The organism is Nocardia sp. CC213A, assembly GCF_030766805.1.
Taxonomy (GTDB): Bacteria; Actinomycetota; Actinomycetes; order Mycobacteriales; family Mycobacteriaceae; genus Nocardia; species Nocardia otitidiscaviarum.
In genome coordinates this window covers 210,373-225,930 of record NZ_JASFXA010000003.1, presented here as the reverse complement: position 1 = coordinate 225,930, position 15,558 = coordinate 210,373, and the positions used below count along the sequence as shown (strand labels likewise).

At 70.9% G+C, this 15,558-nt stretch carries 17 protein-coding genes; 9 read left to right on the top strand and 8 right to left on the bottom strand.

Annotated features, from left to right (window positions below; genetic code table 11):
* Window positions 1–269: 269 nt before the first annotated feature.
* On the bottom strand, window positions 270–1,400 hold the full coding sequence (locus QJS31_RS06945) for a Nif3-like dinuclear metal center hexameric protein (RefSeq protein ID WP_306356232.1): 1,131 nt from the start codon (window positions 1,398–1,400) through the stop codon (window positions 270–272).
* A 55-nt stretch (window positions 1,401–1,455) separates the two neighbouring features.
* Window positions 1,456–2,526 (bottom strand): Rv2231c family pyridoxal phosphate-dependent protein CobC, encoded by a 1,071-nt coding sequence (gene cobC, locus QJS31_RS06940; RefSeq protein ID WP_372341583.1) that lies wholly within the window; start codon window positions 2,524–2,526, stop codon window positions 1,456–1,458.
* Window positions 2,527–2,983: 457 nt separating this feature from the next.
* On the opposite strand from cobC, the gene QJS31_RS06935 reads away from it, so the two are divergent.
* Window positions 2,984–3,481 carry a low molecular weight protein-tyrosine-phosphatase gene (locus QJS31_RS06935; protein ID WP_306356230.1) on the top strand — a complete coding sequence of 166 codons (498 nt, stop codon included), beginning with the start codon at window positions 2,984–2,986 and terminating at the stop codon, window positions 3,479–3,481.
* 14 nt (window positions 3,482–3,495) lie between these two features.
* The gene (locus QJS31_RS06930; protein WP_306356369.1) at window positions 3,496–4,395 is read left to right on the top strand and encodes an SURF1 family protein; all 900 of its coding nucleotides are present in this window, start codon (window positions 3,496–3,498) and stop codon (window positions 4,393–4,395) included.
* Between the two features lie 76 nt (window positions 4,396–4,471).
* On the opposite strand, the gene QJS31_RS06925 is transcribed toward QJS31_RS06930, so the two are convergent.
* A complete protein-coding gene (locus QJS31_RS06925; protein WP_282786064.1) occupies window positions 4,472–4,792 on the bottom strand; it encodes a GerW family sporulation protein in 321 nt (106 codons plus the stop codon).
* A 265-nt stretch (window positions 4,793–5,057) separates the two neighbouring features.
* On the opposite strand from QJS31_RS06925, the gene QJS31_RS06920 reads away from it, so the two are divergent.
* The 3 genes from QJS31_RS06920 (at window position 5,058) to sigJ (ending at window position 8,329) form a co-directional block, all read left to right on the top strand.
* The gene (locus QJS31_RS06920; RefSeq protein WP_282786065.1) at window positions 5,058–6,185 is read left to right on the top strand and encodes a VCBS repeat-containing protein; all 1,128 of its coding nucleotides are present in this window, start codon (window positions 5,058–5,060) and stop codon (window positions 6,183–6,185) included.
* Window positions 6,186–6,244: 59 nt separating this feature from the next.
* Complete coding sequence (locus tag QJS31_RS06915) at window positions 6,245–7,174, top strand: cobalamin biosynthesis protein (RefSeq protein ID WP_306356229.1); 930 nt, start codon at window positions 6,245–6,247, stop codon at window positions 7,172–7,174.
* A 204-nt stretch (window positions 7,175–7,378) separates the two neighbouring features.
* Complete coding sequence (gene sigJ, locus QJS31_RS06910) at window positions 7,379–8,329, top strand: RNA polymerase sigma factor SigJ (RefSeq protein WP_306356228.1); 951 nt, start codon at window positions 7,379–7,381, stop codon at window positions 8,327–8,329.
* Window positions 8,330–8,388: 59 nt separating this feature from the next.
* Here the strand turns inward: sigJ and ald are convergent, their stop codons facing one another.
* On the bottom strand, window positions 8,389–9,504 hold the full coding sequence (gene ald / locus QJS31_RS06905) for an alanine dehydrogenase (protein ID WP_306356227.1): 1,116 nt from the start codon (window positions 9,502–9,504) through the stop codon (window positions 8,389–8,391).
* 35 nt (window positions 9,505–9,539) lie between these two features.
* Window positions 9,540–10,394 carry an MBL fold metallo-hydrolase gene (locus tag QJS31_RS06900; RefSeq protein ID WP_306356226.1) on the bottom strand — a complete coding sequence of 285 codons (855 nt, stop codon included), beginning with the start codon at window positions 10,392–10,394 and terminating at the stop codon, window positions 9,540–9,542.
* Between the two features lie 71 nt (window positions 10,395–10,465).
* Here QJS31_RS06900 and QJS31_RS06895 point away from each other — a divergent pair, with 71 nt between their 5' ends.
* The 4 genes from QJS31_RS06895 to QJS31_RS06880 all read left to right on the top strand — a co-directional run bounded on the left by QJS31_RS06895 (window position 10,466) and on the right by QJS31_RS06880 (window position 13,049).
* The gene (locus QJS31_RS06895; protein WP_282785049.1) at window positions 10,466–11,437 is read left to right on the top strand and encodes a GlxA family transcriptional regulator; all 972 of its coding nucleotides are present in this window, start codon (window positions 10,466–10,468) and stop codon (window positions 11,435–11,437) included.
* 21 nt (window positions 11,438–11,458) lie between these two features.
* Window positions 11,459–11,974, top strand: coding sequence for a gamma carbonic anhydrase family protein (locus QJS31_RS06890; RefSeq protein WP_282785050.1), 516 nt, complete (start codon window positions 11,459–11,461; stop codon window positions 11,972–11,974).
* A 142-nt stretch (window positions 11,975–12,116) separates the two neighbouring features.
* Window positions 12,117–12,290 (top strand): hypothetical protein, encoded by a 174-nt coding sequence (locus QJS31_RS06885; protein WP_162836502.1) that lies wholly within the window; start codon window positions 12,117–12,119, stop codon window positions 12,288–12,290.
* Between the two features lie 120 nt (window positions 12,291–12,410).
* Complete coding sequence (locus QJS31_RS06880) at window positions 12,411–13,049, top strand: TetR/AcrR family transcriptional regulator (protein ID WP_306356225.1); 639 nt, start codon at window positions 12,411–12,413, stop codon at window positions 13,047–13,049.
* On the opposite strand, the gene QJS31_RS06875 is transcribed toward QJS31_RS06880, so the two are convergent.
* Genes QJS31_RS06875 through QJS31_RS06865 form a run of 3 tightly spaced genes read right to left on the bottom strand, consistent with a single transcriptional unit; the run spans window position 13,018 to window position 15,554 of the window.
* On the bottom strand, window positions 13,018–14,241 hold the full coding sequence (locus QJS31_RS06875; RefSeq protein WP_306356224.1) for an acyltransferase: 1,224 nt from the start codon (window positions 14,239–14,241) through the stop codon (window positions 13,018–13,020). The two genes, QJS31_RS06880 and QJS31_RS06875, sit on opposite strands and share 32 nt — an antisense overlap.
* On the bottom strand, window positions 14,241–15,146 hold the full coding sequence (locus QJS31_RS06870) for an SGNH/GDSL hydrolase family protein (RefSeq protein WP_282785053.1): 906 nt from the start codon (window positions 15,144–15,146) through the stop codon (window positions 14,241–14,243). The genes QJS31_RS06875 and QJS31_RS06870 overlap by 1 nt, the downstream gene beginning before the upstream one ends.
* 12 nt (window positions 15,147–15,158) lie before the next feature.
* A complete protein-coding gene (locus QJS31_RS06865; protein ID WP_306356223.1) occupies window positions 15,159–15,554 on the bottom strand; it encodes a hypothetical protein in 396 nt (131 codons plus the stop codon).
* Between the last annotated feature and the right edge of the window lie 4 nt (window positions 15,555–15,558).

The following is a 15,558-nucleotide window of genomic DNA, read 5'->3' as shown; positions in this document are numbered from 1 at the left end:
AGCGGATGTCGTGCCGGGTGCGCGGCCGGGAGCCGCAGCCAGGGCGGCACGACGTCCGACACCGGGACGGCCGCCGACTGCGGGCGGCGGCGGTGCCCTCGGCGATGGTCGGGCCGTGACGCGACAGCCCTACCCGGGAACGACCGTCCGGACGTGGGGACGACATTCAGGGAGTGGGCCGACAGCAGGCCCGCGGGTCGATGGCCCGGTCAGGGTGGCGGCGAGCCGACGTCGAACGGCGCGGCCACCGTCGCTCCGGCCACCTCCGGTCAGCAGTCGGCCGCGCCGATCGTCCACGGGTCGGTGCGCAGCGTCGAGACACGCGTCTCGACGCCCGGCAGCGCCGCCCGCACGACCCCCTCGGCCTGTGCGCACCAAGGGAATTCGGTGGCCCAGTGCGCGGCGTCGATGAGCGCCGGCCCGCCCGAGCGCAGGTGCTCGTCGGCGGGATGGTGGCGCAGATCCGAGGTGAGGTAGGCGTCCACGCCGAGGCGGGCCACGGTCGACAGGAAGGAGTCGCCCGCCCCGCCGCACACCGCCACCGTGCGGACGACGCGCTCGGGGTCTCCGGCGGCGCGCACCCCCCAGGTGGTGGCGGGCAGTGCGGCGCGGACGCGGGCGGTGAAGGCCCGCAGCGGTTGTGGCTGCGCCAGCTCGCCGACCCGTCCGATACCCAGTCCGGACGGCAGGGGTGCGCGCTCGGTCACATGGTAGGCCGGTTCCTCGTAGGGATGCGCCGCCCGCAGGGCGCTCAGCACCGCCCGCCGGGCCGACGGCGGCGCCACCACCTCGATCCGGTCCTCGGGCACGATCTGGAGTTCCCCCACCGCCCCGATGGCCGGGGCGGCCCCGTCGAGCGGCCGGAACTGTCCGGTGCCGGACACCGACCAGCTCGCCTCCCGATAGTTACCCACCGCACCCGCACCGGCCGCGAACAGTGCCTCCCGCACCGCCTCGGTATGCGTGTGCGGCACCAGCACCTGCCACTCATCCTGCGCCCCAACCGGTTTGGGGTCGAGCGGTGCGGTGACGCGGAGCCCGATGGTGTGCGCCAGCGCGTCCGACACCCCCGGATCGGCGGAATCGGCATTGGTGTGCGCCGTGAACAGCGCGCAGCCCGAGCGGATCAACCGGTGCAGCAGAACGCCTTTCGGCGTGCTCGCCGCCACCGTGTCCACGCCGCGCAACAGCAGCGGATGATGCACCACCAGAGCTTGCGCACCCCATTCGAGAGCCTCGTCCACCACCGCGGCGGTCGCGTCCACCGCGAACAGCACCCGGGTCACCGCCTCGCCCGGATCGCCGCAGACCAGCCCCACCGAATCCCAGGATTCGGCCAGCCGCGGCGGATACGCCGCGTCCAAGACCTCGATGACGTCCGCCAACCGCACCGCCGTCACGATCAACCTCCTCCAACGCCCGAACGAATGTCGTTCACCGGATACCCGCGTCGGATCACAGACCGACGTCTTCGATGGCCGCGACCAGACGGTCCACCTCGGCCGCCGGACGAACCGCCACCCGCAGGCAACCGGCGTCCAGCCCCGGGAAGGTATCACCCCGACGCACGGCGATCCCCTTGTCCGCCAGCCGTTTCCGCAACAGCTCCGCGTCGGGGACACGAATCAGCAGGAAGGGACCGGCGGCGGGTTCATGCACCGCGACGCCGAGCGCGCGCAGCCGGGGAATCATGGCGGCGCGGTCGGCGGCAATGGCCTCCGCCGTGCGCCGGGTCTCGGCCACGGCGGCCGGAGCGCTGGTCGCGGCAATGGCCTCCAGTTGCAGGGAGCCCAGCGGCCAGTGCGGGCGGCCGTGGTTCAGCCGCGCCAACACCTCCGGCGCGCCGAGGGCGTAGCCGCAGCGCAGCCCCGCCAGCGCCCAGGTCTTGGTGAGGCTGCGCAGCACCAGAACGTCGGGAAAGTCCTTGCCGGACAAGGTTTCCGGCTCACCCGGCACGGCATCGGCGAAGGCTTCGTCCACCACCACGATCCGCCCGGGGCGGCGCAGCGCCAGCAGCGCCTCGGCCGGATGCAGCACCGACGTGGGATTGGTCGGATTGCCCACCACCACGAGGTCGGCCTGCTCGGGCACCAGTCCGGCGTCGAGCGTGTACGGCGGCTCCAACACCACCCGCGCCACCGGCACGTCCGCTTCCCGCAGCGCCAATTCCGGTTCGGTGAACGACGGATGGATCACCGCCGCCAGCCGTGCCCCCAGCCGCGGCAGCATGGCGAACCCCTCCGCCGCCCCGGCCAGCAACAGCACCTCCTCGGTCCGCCGCCCGTGCCGCGCCGCGACCGCCGCCCGCGTGGCCGCCTCCTCGCCACCGTCCGGATACCGCCCCAGCTCCCCCAGCCGCCCGGCCAACCGTTCCCGCAACCACTCCGGCGGCGCGGTTCCCCGCACATTCACCGCGAAGTCGACCATCCCCGGCCGCGCGTCGACATCCCCGTGATGGCGCAACCGCTGACGATCGACGGAGCCGGGCGGGTCGGTTGCCGCACGAGCCGGATCGGCGGCCGACACATCCGCCGTGTGCCGATCGGCGGGAATCACCCCGACGGATCCCCCGCGCCGGTCGACTCCTGCGGCCTCGGGCGTGGCCCGCGGCGATTCGTGCCTCGATCCCTCGACGCGCGGCGGCGCGGGAATCCCCTCGGCCGACTCCGGCCGCGCGCCACGGCGCAGCGCGGCGGGCGCGCTCTCGGCCGATCGCTCGACCGCCGCGCGATCACCCGCCGCGTCGAATTCGCGTCTCACCGCACCTCCCGATCCACGACTCACCGTTGCTCCCGACACATCGCCCGCCGCTACTCCTGATTCACTACTCGCCGCGAATCCCGACTCACCGCCGCCGCCGAAGCACAACCCACCGCAGCCCCGGACGCACGGCTCGCCGCAGCCCCGGACGCACGGCTCGCCGCGGTGTCCTCCGGCACAGCTCAACACCCTACGTGGCAGCCTCGTAGGTGGACCCGACACAATGGCTGTTGTGGGCGAGCTGCATGTGACCTTCATCTGCACCGGCAATATCTGTCGGTCGCCGATGGCCGAGAAGATCTTCGCCGCGCATCTCGAGCGTGCCGGGCTGGCGGACCGGGTGCGGGTGAGCAGCGCGGGCACCGGCAGCTGGCACGTCGGCGACGACGCCGATCCGCGTACCACCGACGAACTGCGGCGACACGGATACCCGGTCGGCCATGTGGCGGCGGTGATCGGTGACGACCACCGCGACGCCGATCTGCTGATCGCACTCGACACCTCGCACGAGCGGGCGCTGGCGCGGCTGGGGGTGCCGTCGGAGGCGCGGCGGCTGCTGCGCAGCTTCGACCCGGAGGCCGACGGTCCCGATATCGCCGATCCGTACTACGGCGATCGGCGCGATTTCGAACTGGTGCGGCAGCAGATCGAGGCCGCCGTCCCCGGCCTGCTGGACTGGCTGCGCGACCAGCTCGGCGAGCCGCGGCGGGGCACGGCATGAGCGGCCGGTCGGCGCTGCGGCGCCTCGGCTTCCTGCTGCGACCCAGCTGGCTGATCCTGGCCGTGGTGGTGGCCGGTTTCGCCTACATGTGCTTCACCGTGCTCGCCCCCTGGCAGCTGGGCAAGAACTCCGCCACCGAGCATCGCAATCAGCGGATCGCCGATTCGGTGCGGGCCGCGCCGGTCGATGTCACCGCCCTGCTCGACGGCACCGACACCGACAGCGAATGGCAGCGCGTCACCGCGAACGGCGGCTACGTGCCCGACTCCACGCTGCTGGTGCGTTTGCGGCATCTCGACGGCGCACCCGCCTTCGCGGTGCTGGCCGCCTTCCGGCTCGACGACGGCCGCACGGTGCTGGTCGACCGCGGCATGGTGGCCGCCGTCGACGGCACGAGACCCCCCGCCATCGCGGATCCGCCCGCCGGGCCGCAGCGCCTGGAGGCGCGGGTGCGCAGCTCCGAGGGCGTTCCCGAGGACAAGCTGCCGATGACCGAGAACGGCCTGCGCCAGGTGTACTCCATCGACACCACGCAGGCGGCGCAGGTGCTCGACCTGCCGATCACCGCGATCCCCACCGACGGCCGCGGTGGCTACCTGCAGCTGTCGGAGGGTCAGCCGGGCGTCTTCACCCCGGTCCCGCTGCCGCAACTCGACGCCGGGCCGTATCTCTCCTACGGCCTGCAATGGTTGGCGTTCGGCATCATGGCCCCACTCGGCCTCGGCTATTTCGTGTACGCCGAACTACGCGCCCGCCGCCGCGAGAACGCGGCGACAGGCTCCGACGCCCCGGTCACAACCGATTCGACAACCCCGCCGGACACGGTCGGAGGCCCCACCACCCCGCCTCCCCCGAACAAGGCGCAGACCACCGAGGCCCGGTTGGCCGACCGCTACGGCGGCACCCGCCGCTGAGCGCCGAGTATCACGCGAGCAACCGCACTCGGGCGACGATCCGGAGTACCGCCGCGACCACGGCGACACATTCGACTCAGTCGGTGCGGGTGACGCGCTGCGTGATTCGCATATCCGGCCACGGCGGCCGACGCAGCATCGCGGCGGTGGCGAGACCGGCCGCCACCAGCCCGATCAACTCGGCCAGCAGGGCGATCCGGGTGTGATCGAAGGCCGGTTCGAACCGCACCGTCCCCGCACGGATCACGTACATCCCGACCGGCCGGAGCGCCTTCCGGAAGTACCCTGTCCGGCTGACCGGGACGATCGTCGTCCCGTCCGGCGTCTGATACGGCGTCCCGAACACCTCTCCCTCATCCGCCGTCGGCAACTCGGCCAGTCGATCCCGCACGGTCATTTCGCCACCTCAATCGTGAGTCCCTGCGCCACATCGTGTTTCGAAACGACGCATAGACCAGGGTAGGCCGGGACACGTCGCATCCGTGGTGGGCCACGCGATCACCGGCGATTCCGCGCCCCCGAGCCGCTTTGGGCGCGTTGCACAGCCGATCCCGGATTCCAAGGCAATTCCACAAATTCGCGACAATGCGTCGTCGCCACTGTGATCCACGCCATAGATTCCGAGCCGCTCCACCTCGTCACGCTCTACCCCAGGAATACCTATGCGCCAGCGCCTCACTCTTCTCGCCGCCACCACCGCCTGCTGCCTGTTCGCCACCGGCACGGCGTCGGCCGGAACCATTTCCTTCGCCCCGGCGGTGAATTCCCCGACGGGCGGCAATTTCCCGTCCTGGGGTCCCGGCCCGGCCCCGATCGGCGTGGTCACCGCCGATTTCAACGGTGACGGCAAAGCCGATATCGTCAGCGCCGATTTCGGCGGTCCGGGTCCGGTGCTCATGACCGGCAAGGGGGACGGCACCTTCAACCCGGGGACGCGGGTCGGCACACCCGGCAATGGGTACGGCGCGGTCGCCGCCGGTGATCTCAATGGCGACGGCCGTCCCGATGTGGTGGCCCAGGCGTGGACCTTCGTCGCGACCTTCATCAACAACGGCGACGGCACCTTCGCCGACCCCAAGACCTATCCGACGCTGGAGGGGGCGCAGCAGGAGGTGATCGTCGCCGATGTGAACGGCGACGGCGAACAGGACGTGCTGAGCCTGGTGCCGGCGGGGGTGAAGACCTGGCTCGGCAAGGGCAACGGCGAACTCGACGGCAAGGGTTCGGTGACCATTCCGGGTGCCCCGACGGCCTTCACCGTCGGGAATTTCGATGGTGACGGGAAACCCGATATCGCCGTCAACAATACTGTGCTGCAACGGGTGCACGTGGCGACCAACCGCGGCGACGGCAGTTTCGACCTGCGCGGCGGCAGCACCTCCGGACTGGTCACCGAGGATATCCGTGCCGGTGATTTCACCGGTGACGGAATCGACGACGTGATCACCGCCGATTCGTTCTCGTTCAGCACTACGGTGCTCATCTCCGACGGCAAGGGTGACTTCTCGAAGACCAACCGGGTACCGCTGTCCGGGCTCGGCCCCACCAGTATCGCGGTGGGCGATTTCGACCGCGACGGCAATCTCGACGCCGTCATGTCCGCCGTACTGAATTCGAAGATCATGGTGTTCAGCGGGAACGGGGACGGCACCATCGGCCGCGCCGGTGACCACGACGTCACCTCGCAGCCGCAGACTCCGGCACTGGCCGACTACGACGGCGACGGCAAGCTGGATGTGGTGGTGGCGGGCAGCGCCAATGAGCTCTCCTTCCTGAAGAACCAGTCCTGACCACCCCGCCGCGCCCCCACCCGCCGGGGGCGCGGCGGCGCGTCGACTACCCTCGCCGAGTGCGTACCGGGACCTCGACCGCAGCGGGACTGCTGCTCGGATTCGCGCTGGACCGCCTGCTCGGCGACCCGCGCCGCTGCCATCCGGTCGCCGGATTCGGTTCGGCGGCAATGGCGTTGGAGACCAGGACCTATCGGGACAGCCGCGCGGCGGGTGTGCTGCACGAAGTGGTGCTGGTGGGTGCCGTGACCGCTGTCGGGGTGGCGGCACACCGGGCGGGATCGGGCCGGGTGCCGCTCACCGCCGCCGCCACCTGGACCGTGCTCGGCGGCCGCAGCCTGGCCCGCACCGGCCGCGCCATGGCCGACCGCCTGGAGGCCGACGACCTGGCGGGGGCGCGGGAGTTGCTGCCGTCCCTGTGCGGTCGCGACCCCACGGTCCTCGACGCCGACGGATTGGCCCGGGCCGCACTGGAATCCATCGCCGAGAACACCTCGGACGCGACGGTCGCCCCGCTGTTCTGGGGTGCGGTGGCCGGTATTCCGGGCCTGCTGGCCTACCGCGCGATCAACACCCTCGACGCCATGATCGGCTACCGGAACGAGCGCTACCGGAAGTTCGGCTGGGCCGCCGCCCGCACCGACGACGTGGCCAATCTGGTGCCCGCCCGCCTCACCGGCGCGCTCACCGCGGCGCTGGCCCCGCTCGTCGGCGGTCGCCCGGCCGCGGCGTGGCGGGCGTGGCGGCGCGATGCGGGCTCGCATCCCAGCCCGAATGCGGGGGTCGCCGAATCCACCATGGCCGGGGCCCTCGGCGTCCGCTTGGGCGGCCGCACCCAGTACCGCCACGGCGTCGAGATGCGTCCGACGCTCGGCGACGGTCCCCCGCCCCGCGTGGCGGACCTGCGCCGCGCAGTCACCCTCTCCGAAGCCGTCCAGCTCGCGGCGGCCATCACCGCGGCGGGTATGGCGGCGGCTCGGGGCCGCTGAACGGTGACCGCACCCCGCCGCCGAGGATTCCGCGGCGACCACCGCCGTACCCGCCGACGAAAGCGGGCGACCGACCGGTTCGTGTAGAAATATCCCGACGCTCCGGACGACCGGTGGCCGCCTCCCCGCAGCGGGGTGTCACACCCGCCCGTCCCGTGTCGTCCTCCTGGTACACAGGCAGTCCGTCGCCCCCGGGCGACCCGAATGAACGGCGAGACAGTGGCGACCGACAACACCCCCGACCCGACCGACCTGGCCCGGCAGTTCGAGGAGCATCGCCCCTATCTGCGCCGGGTCGCCTACAGCACGCTCGGCAGCCTCAGCGACGCCGACGACGTGGTGCAGGAGGCGTGGCTGCGCTTGCAGCGATACCACGAGAGCAATCCGGGCGCGGAGATCGAGAACCTGCGTGCCTGGCTGACCACGGTCACCGGCCGCCTGGCGCTCGACCACCTGGGTTCGGCGCGCGCCCGCCGCGAACAGTACGTGGGTGAATGGCTGCCCGAACCGGAGGTGAGCGCCTGGGAGGACGATCCGGCCGACCGGGTCACCCAGGACGACCGGGTCACCACCGCCCTGCTGGTGGTGCTGGAATCCCTCTCCCCCGCCGAGCGCACCGCCTTCGTCCTCCAGGAGGTGTTCGGCATGACCGGCCCGGAGGTCGCCGAGGTGGTGGGCCGCACGCCGGCGGCGGTGCGGCAATTGGCCTCCCGTGCCCGCAAGCATGTGCAGGAGGGCACGCCGCGCTTCCCGGCCAGCCGCGACGAGCACGCCAAGGTGGTGTCGGCCTTCGCGGTGGCGTGGCGCTCGGGCGATCTGAACACCCTGGTGGGCATGCTCGACAAGGACGTCACCTTCACCGCCGACGGCGGCGGCAAGGTACTCGCCTTCCTGGAACCCCTGCACGGCGCGCGGACGGTGGCCGACACCTTCATGTCCTTCCTGCACGCGGCCAGCGAGATCGGCACCGCCTGGGTCCGCAAGGTCACGGTCACCGGGCGGCCGGGTCTGGTGGTGTTCGACGGCAAGCACATCGGGGTCTTCTCCTTCACCGTCGACAACGGCCGGATCACGGCCATCGACGCGGTGCGCAATCCGGACAAGCTGCGCGACCTGCCGATGGACGGCGACCCGGACTGGACCCTCGGGCGTTAGCGCACCACTACGGGCAGGCCGCCGCGCCGACCACTACGAACGGGCGGCCGCGCCGACCACTACGAACGCGCGGCGGCACCGCCGATGGTGCCCAGGCCGTGCGCCTGGGCCACCTCCACCGCGTAGAGTTCGCCCGCGTCGGCCGTGAGCCCCTGCGCCAGACCCGGATCGGCATCGCACGCTGCCCGCCAGCCCAGATCGGCGATGGCCTTCGCATACGGCAGGGTGGCGTTGGTGAGCGCCGTGGTGGAGGTGTGCGGTACCGCGCCCGGCATATTGGCCACGCAGTAGAACAGCGAATCCGCTACCCGGAAAGTGGGATTCGCGTGCGTGGTCGGATGTGAGCTCTCGAAGCAGCCGCCCTGGTCGATGGCGATGTCGACCAGGACCGAGCCGGGCCGCATACGCGCCACCAGGTCGTCTGTCACCAGTTTCGGGGCGCGCGCACCCGGCACCAGCACCGAGCCGATCACCAGATCCGCGCTCAGCACCGCCCGCTCGACCTCGGCGGCGTTGGAGCCGATGGTGGTGATGCGGCCGGAGAACCGGGCGTCGAGTTCGCGCAGCCGCCGCAGGTTGGTGTCCAGCACGGTGATGCGCGCCCCCATCCCCACCGCGACGGCGGCGGCATTGGTGCCCGCCACCCCGCCGCCGAGCACCACCACATTGGCGCGCCGCACGCCCGGCACCCCGCCGAGCAGCACCCCGCCGCCGCCCTGCGGCGACATCAGGTGATATGCCCCGACCTGGGTGCCGAGCTTGCCCGCCACCTCACTCATGGGCGCGAGCAGCGGCAGCGAGCCGTCGGCGGCGCGGACCGTCTCGTAGGCGATGGCGGTGATCCCGGATCGCAGAATCGCCTCGGTGCACTCCCGCGAGGCGGCCAGATGCAGATAGGTGAACAGCACCTGTCCGGCACGCATGCGCGAATACTCCTCGGCGATGGGCTCTTTCACCTTGACCACGAGTTCGGCCGCGTGCCACACCTCGTCCGCCGTCGGCAGCGTCCGCACCCCGACCGCGGTGTAGTCGTCGTCGCCGAAGCCCGAGCCGACCCCCGCCCCGGCCTCGATCACCACCTCGTGTCCGTGCCGCACCAGCTCCCCGGCCCCGGCCGGGGTGAGCGCCACCCGATACTCCTGCTGCTTGACCTCCCGCGGTACCCCGATCCTCATACCGCCATCGTGGCCCACCCGACCCGCCCCCGCCATCACCGCCGCGCCCGAGTCGCCGGGTGGCAATCAGACGGCGGGAATCGCGCGAGATTCCAGTCGGACTGCTCGTCTACCGCACGGTCACCGTCAGCGTCTCGCCGGGCCACCGGAACGCGCAACTGCGCGGCGCGACCCGCGTACTCGAAGTTGCGCGTCAGATAGTCGAGGGTTTCGGAGAAGTGCGCCCAGCCCTCCGCGTGAACGGGCACGATCAGGGCGTCGCCGAGCACCTCGGCGGCCCGCACCGCGGTCCGGCCGTTCAGGGTGACATCGCTGTCGCCGAAGCGGTCCGGATTGGCCCCGCCCACATTGAGGATCGCCAGATCGATGCGGCCCATCCGCTCGACGATCCGCTCCACCCGCTCGACGCTGGCGTTGTCGCCGGAGACGTAGACGGTGGGCAGCCCCTCGGCCCGCAGCACGAACCCGGTGACCACGCCCGTCACCGGCTCGCAGCCCTCCGGACCGTGCAGTGCGGGCACGCCGGTGACGGTCACCTCGCCCAGCCGGACCGATTCCCAGTTCTCCAGTCCCCGCACGCCGTCGATGCGCTCGGCGGCGCCGGGCGTGGACAGTGTGGTCTCGACCCGCGACAGGAAGGCGCGTCCGGCGCGATCGAGATTGTCGGGGTGTTCGTCGTGCGAGAGCAGCACCACGTCCACCAGCCCGACCCGGTCGGCGGGCACGGCGGGACCGGTCAGCTTGTGCAGGGTCACCGGGCCCGGGTAGACGCCCGGCTCGTCGAAGGTCGGGTCGGTCAGCCAGGTCAGGCCGCCGTAGCGGAATCGGACGGTGGGACCGCCGATATGGAGCAGTTCGACGGTGGTGGCGAGGTCGATGGTGTTCGTCATGCCGACGAGTCTCGTCCGCCGGATCATGATCGATAAGTGGCCCGCAGGCCGAGCATCGCTAAAATCGGGCCATGCACACCGTGGTCACCCTCGCCTACGACGGCATCAGCCCGTTCCACCTCTCGGTACCGAGCCTGGTGTTCGCGCGGGCCGGGGTCGGTCCCGAGGACGACCCGCCCTATCACGTGGAGGTGTGCGCCGAGCACCCCGGAACCCTGTCCACCCCGGCGGGTTTCGATATCGCCGTGGCGCACGGCCTGGAGGCGATCGCGCGCGCGGACACGGTGATCGTGCCCAGTTGGCGACCGCACGCGGAACTGTCCGACGCCCTGCGCACCGCCCTGCACCGCGCCCATGAGCGCGGCGCCCGCCTGGTGGGCCTGTGCCTGGGCTCGTGGGCGGTGGCCGCCAGCGGTCTCGCGGACGGCCGCGAGGTGACCACGCACTGGTCCGCCGCGGCCGCACTGCAGCGCGCCCACCCGGCGGTGCGGGTCCGCGCCGACACCCTCTGGTCCGACCACGGCGATGTGATCACCTCCGCGGGTGTGGCGGCCGCCCTGGACTGCTGCCTGCACCTGGTGCGCGCCGACCACGGCAGCCGCCGCGCCACCGAACTCGCGCGCGCCCTGGTGCTGGCCCCGCACCGCAGTGGCTCCCAGGCCCAGTACATTCCGGTCGCGGTCCCCGAACCGCTCGACGACGACCCGCTCGAGCACGCCATGGTCTGGGCGCGCACCCATCTCGACGACGCCATCGACCTGGACGCCTGGGCGCACACGGCTCTCATGGCACGGCGCACCTTCACCCGCCGGTTCCGCGAGCGCACCGGCTCCAGTCCGCAGCGATGGCTGCTCCAGCAGCGCGTCGACCGCGCCCGGCTGCTGCTGGAGACCACCGACGCCACCATGGACCGCATCGCCGCCGAGACCGGGTTGGGCACGGCGGTCAATCTGCGCCACCATTTTCACCGGGTGCTCGGCATTTCGCCCGCCGCCCACCGCGCCGCCTTCCGCGCGGCCGGACCGGACCACGCGACCGGTTGACCGTGCTCTAGGTTCAGGCTCATGAAGATTCGTTTGGGCGAGCACGAGCCGCAGATCGACGAGAGCGCGTGGATCGCGCCGAATGCCACCGTGGCCGGTCGGGTGAAGCTCGGCGCGGAGGTGAGCATCTGGTACTCGGCGGTGCTGCGCGGCGATATGGACGACATCACCGTGGGCGAGCGGACCAATATCCAGGACGGCTGCGTGCTGCACGCCGATCCGGGTTTCCCGTGCACGGTGGGTGCGGGAGTCTCGGTGGGCCACAATGCGATCCTGCACGGCTGCACGGTCGGCGACGATGTGCTCGTCGGCATGGGCGCGACGGTGCTCAACGGCGCGGTGATCGGCTCGGGCAGTCTGATCGCGGCCAATGCCCTGATCCCGGAGGGTGCGCAGATCCCGCCGAACTCGCTGGTGGCGGGTGTGCCCGGCAAGGTGCGCCGGGAGTTGAGCGAGCCGGAGTCGCAGCGGATCAAGCTCAATGCCGCGGCGTACCTGCACAACACGAGCCTGCACCGCGACGGTCAAGAGGCGTGACTCGCCGCGGCGTGTGAGACTCCACACACTGATCAAGCGACCATATAAGTCCGCTGCTAGCATCGTGCGCAGCGCTCCCGGCGGACCGGGCTCTGCCGTCGCCTGTCGGGCGCGCGCACGGGGCTAGCAGGAGGTTGCAACGGTGTCGTACGAGCAGGACGGTATGCACCGACGGCGGATCAGTGTGGCCGATATCGCGGCCCAGCCGGGGGGCATGGAGGCGCTACAGCGCCGGGTTCACGAATTACGCACCAATGGAATCGATTTCGCGGCGAATGCAATCGAGCGGGAAATGGCCGCGCTGAACGTGCGCTGACCCTCCCGACCCGAATCGGTGGGGCGAGGAGTCCGCGCCACGCGAGGGCGATGCGATGAAATAATGACGCACGCCTTACCGCATCGACGCGGTCACCCCAACCGATCGACTGGAGATTCGATGCCTTCCGTGCCCAGCATGCTGCAGCGCATTCTCGACAAGCCGCGCCAGGACGGCGAGCAACTGCTCGAGAGCGCACTGTCCGCCTTCCTGGATTTCGGGATCAAGCGGACCAGCATGGGTGAGATCGCGCGTCGTGCGGGTATCAGCCCGGCCACGCTCTACCGCCGCTTCGAATCCAAGAACGAGCTGGTCGAGGCCGTCAGTGTGCGCGAGGCTCAGCGCTTCGTCGCCGAAATCGACAAGCGGGCGCAGGCATTCGACTCGACCGAGGACCAGTTGGTGGAGACCTTCGTCGCCTTCATCACCGCGCTGGCCCGCAATGAGTTGCTGCGGCGGCTACTGCGCACCGAACCCGATCTGGTGCTACCCCGCCTCACCACCGAGGCCGGGCCGATTCTCGAGGTCGGCCGCATCTATCTGGCGGGCAAGTTGCGCGAACTCCAGTCCGCCCAGGACACCACCGACTTCGACGCCGACCTGGTCGCGGAGATCATGGCGCGGTTGGCGCTGTCGCTGGCCCTGACGCCGGACGGTCTCATCCCGCTCGGTGACGCGCAGGCGGCCCGGGATTTCGCCCGCCGCACCCTGCTGCCCATGGTGGGTGTCAAGCCCGCCGTCCGGCGAAGCGCTTCATGATCGGCACATCGGCCCAGTGATACAGGGCGGCCGCGGCCACCAGTGACAGCACCAGGCTCAGGGCCGCGAACCCGGCCCAGCCGAGAACGCCGAACTGATTGCCGCCGATGAGATGTCGCGTGATCACCACCATCACCGGGAACTGGATCAGATAGAACGCATAGGACACGTTGCCCAGCCACACCATGCGCGGATGGGCATTCACACCGCGGATACCCGCCATATCCCGCGTGGCGAGGGTCGCCACGACGGCCGTCATGGGCACCAGCAGCAGCGCCGACATCTTGTAGTTCACCGGCACCACCCAGGTGGCGGCGTAGGCCACCGCCAAACCCAGCAGCGGCGGACCGAGACGCGTACTGCGCCAAGCCCCTTCCAGCACCATGCGAGCGGCCAGCACCCCGAGGAAGAACTCCGGCAGCCGCGACAGCGGGAAGTTGTAGCTCAGCCAGTACGACGGCGAGACGGGGATGTCCGGCTGTGCGAACCAGCGCGGATCGGCATGCAACTCGAAGAACGGCGAAGCGTCCCCGGGCAGCAGCCGCGGCGCGAAAGCGTTCGCGATCCCCTTCGGTCCCGGCACCCACAGGTAGTAGGCCGTGTGCAGCGCGAAGATGAACAGCACCAACAGCCCGGCGGCCACCAGCAGCCGCCGGGTCGGAATCCGCCGAATCAGCGGGAACGCCAGCGGAAAGCACAGATAGAACAGCATCTCCGAGGCCAGCGACCACGCGGGCACATTCAACCCGCCCACCGTGGTCCACTTCGGCACCCAGGTGTGCACCAGCAGCAGATTCGGCACCCACACCACCAGCCGCGACAACGGCACACTCGCCGCCACCACGAACACCACCCCCGCCAGCACATGCGTGGGGTAGATCTTCAACACCCGCCGCCGATAGAACCCGCGCACCGACATCCCCGGGCGATACGACCAGTAGATGATGAACCCCGACAACACGAAGAAGAACGTGACCCCCGCCGCCCCCAACTGCATCGGCACCAGATTGTGCACCTGCCGGAACAACTCCGACTTCTGGAACGGATACACCGGCAGGAACACCAGGGCGTGCAGCGCGAACACCGCGAACGCCGCCCACCAGCGCGCCCCCGTCAACGACGGCAAGGCGGGCCGCCGCTGCGCCACCGACGCGACCGCGCCACCCGCGGCGGCGGGTGCGACCTCGACCATCAGCGCCCGACCTGGGCATGGATCCCGTCGGCCACCACCGCGTCACCCTGTTCGGAGGGATGGAACGGAATGGCGTCGGGGTCGCGCGGATCCTGGAAGTCGTTGATCCACGGCTCCGGTGAGCACAGTCCGTGTCCGGCCGTCGCCGCCCGGGTGTCGTAGAAGTCGATATCGAGCAGCCGCGCCGCCTCCCGTTGCGCGGTGTCGAGCCGGTTCACGAATTCGATGGCCGCCCGCCCGCGCGGCTGCACGAAGCGCGCGACGCCGAAGGCGTCGAAGCACACCGATTCCGGTCCCGAGCCGAACAGTTCGGGATAGCCGACCATGAGAATGCGGGCATGGGGTGCGTAATACTTCACGTACTCCACCACCGGGCGAATCCGGGCGGCGTAGGCGGCGCCGGTGACCTCCCGGTAGTCGGGGATGCGCCCCTGTTCGGCGGCATCGGGCCCACAGCCCTGGATGAGATTGAGCACGCATTGTTGCAGCGCGAACCACATGGTGGTCTCGTGCGTGCCCCAGCGGTCGTTGAGTCCGAATTGCAGGGTCACCAGTTCGGTGCGCGGACCGAACGCGCCCTGCTTGTCGGCCTGTTTGGCCTCCCAGGCGGCGGTGTAGTTCGGCGGTGTGTCGAGTGACGCTCCGGGACAGGACATATCGAGGAAGTCCGAGGTGCCCGCCACGCCCATGCGCTGACTCAGCTGGGTGGGCCAGGAGGTCTCGCCGTGCCAGCAGTCGATGGTCTCGGATTCCAGTATCCAGGCATTGGAGCTGAACGAATCACCGAGTACGACAAGTGTTTTGCCCTCGGCGGGCGCGGCGGCGCCGACCCCCGCCCCTGTCCCGGACGCGGCGAGCGCCAGTACCGCCGCCGCTACCCAGCGGGCACCGATCCACGTTCCCACCCGTGCCCCCGCTCAGTATCCGGCTCGCGGCTCGAATCCCGGATCCGGCAGCGTCGGAGCGGGTTTCGGCGGTTCCGGTGCGGGCTGCTGCACCGCGGGCACGGTCGGAGCGGCGGGCGGAGCGGGGGCCTGCGGCGTCTGCGCGGCCGGCGCCTGCGGCACGACGGTGGTCGTCGGCGCGGGGACCTCCGCGGGCGGCGGCACCGGCGACGGCTCCGAGGCCCGCTCCGAGGTCGGCTCCGCGGTCGGTTCGGCCACGGTCGAGGGCGGCACACTGCTGGACGGCGCCGGAGCCCGCTCGTCATCACCCCCGGAACACGCCACCGCACCCGACAGCAGTGCGATGCCGCCGATCACCGCCACCGCGCCCCGCGTCACCGCGAGCCGACCTCGGATCCAAGACTTCATATGA

Bases quoted from the DNA above. Each gene is read 5' to 3' on its own strand.
- QJS31_RS06935 (WP_306356230.1), top strand. From the start codon at position 2,984: ATGGCTGTTGTGGGCGAGCTGCATGTGACCTTCATCTGCACCGGCAAT.
- QJS31_RS06925 (WP_282786064.1), bottom strand. From the start codon at position 4,792: ATGACCGTGCGGGATCGACTGGCCGAGTTGCCGACGGCGGATGAGGGA.
- QJS31_RS06920 (WP_282786065.1), top strand. From the start codon at position 5,058: ATGCGCCAGCGCCTCACTCTTCTCGCCGCCACCACCGCCTGCTGCCTG.
- sigJ (WP_306356228.1), top strand. From the start codon at position 7,379: ATGAACGGCGAGACAGTGGCGACCGACAACACCCCCGACCCGACCGAC.
- ald (WP_306356227.1), bottom strand. From the start codon at position 9,504: ATGAGGATCGGGGTACCGCGGGAGGTCAAGCAGCAGGAGTATCGGGTG.
- QJS31_RS06900 (WP_306356226.1), bottom strand. From the start codon at position 10,394: ATGACGAACACCATCGACCTCGCCACCACCGTCGAACTGCTCCATATC.
- QJS31_RS06895 (WP_282785049.1), top strand. From the start codon at position 10,466: ATGCACACCGTGGTCACCCTCGCCTACGACGGCATCAGCCCGTTCCAC.
- QJS31_RS06890 (WP_282785050.1), top strand. From the start codon at position 11,459: ATGAAGATTCGTTTGGGCGAGCACGAGCCGCAGATCGACGAGAGCGCG.
- QJS31_RS06880 (WP_306356225.1), top strand. From the start codon at position 12,411: ATGCCTTCCGTGCCCAGCATGCTGCAGCGCATTCTCGACAAGCCGCGC.
- QJS31_RS06875 (WP_306356224.1), bottom strand. From the start codon at position 14,241: ATGGTCGAGGTCGCACCCGCCGCCGCGGGTGGCGCGGTCGCGTCGGTG.
- QJS31_RS06865 (WP_306356223.1), bottom strand. From the start codon at position 15,554: ATGAAGTCTTGGATCCGAGGTCGGCTCGCGGTGACGCGGGGCGCGGTG.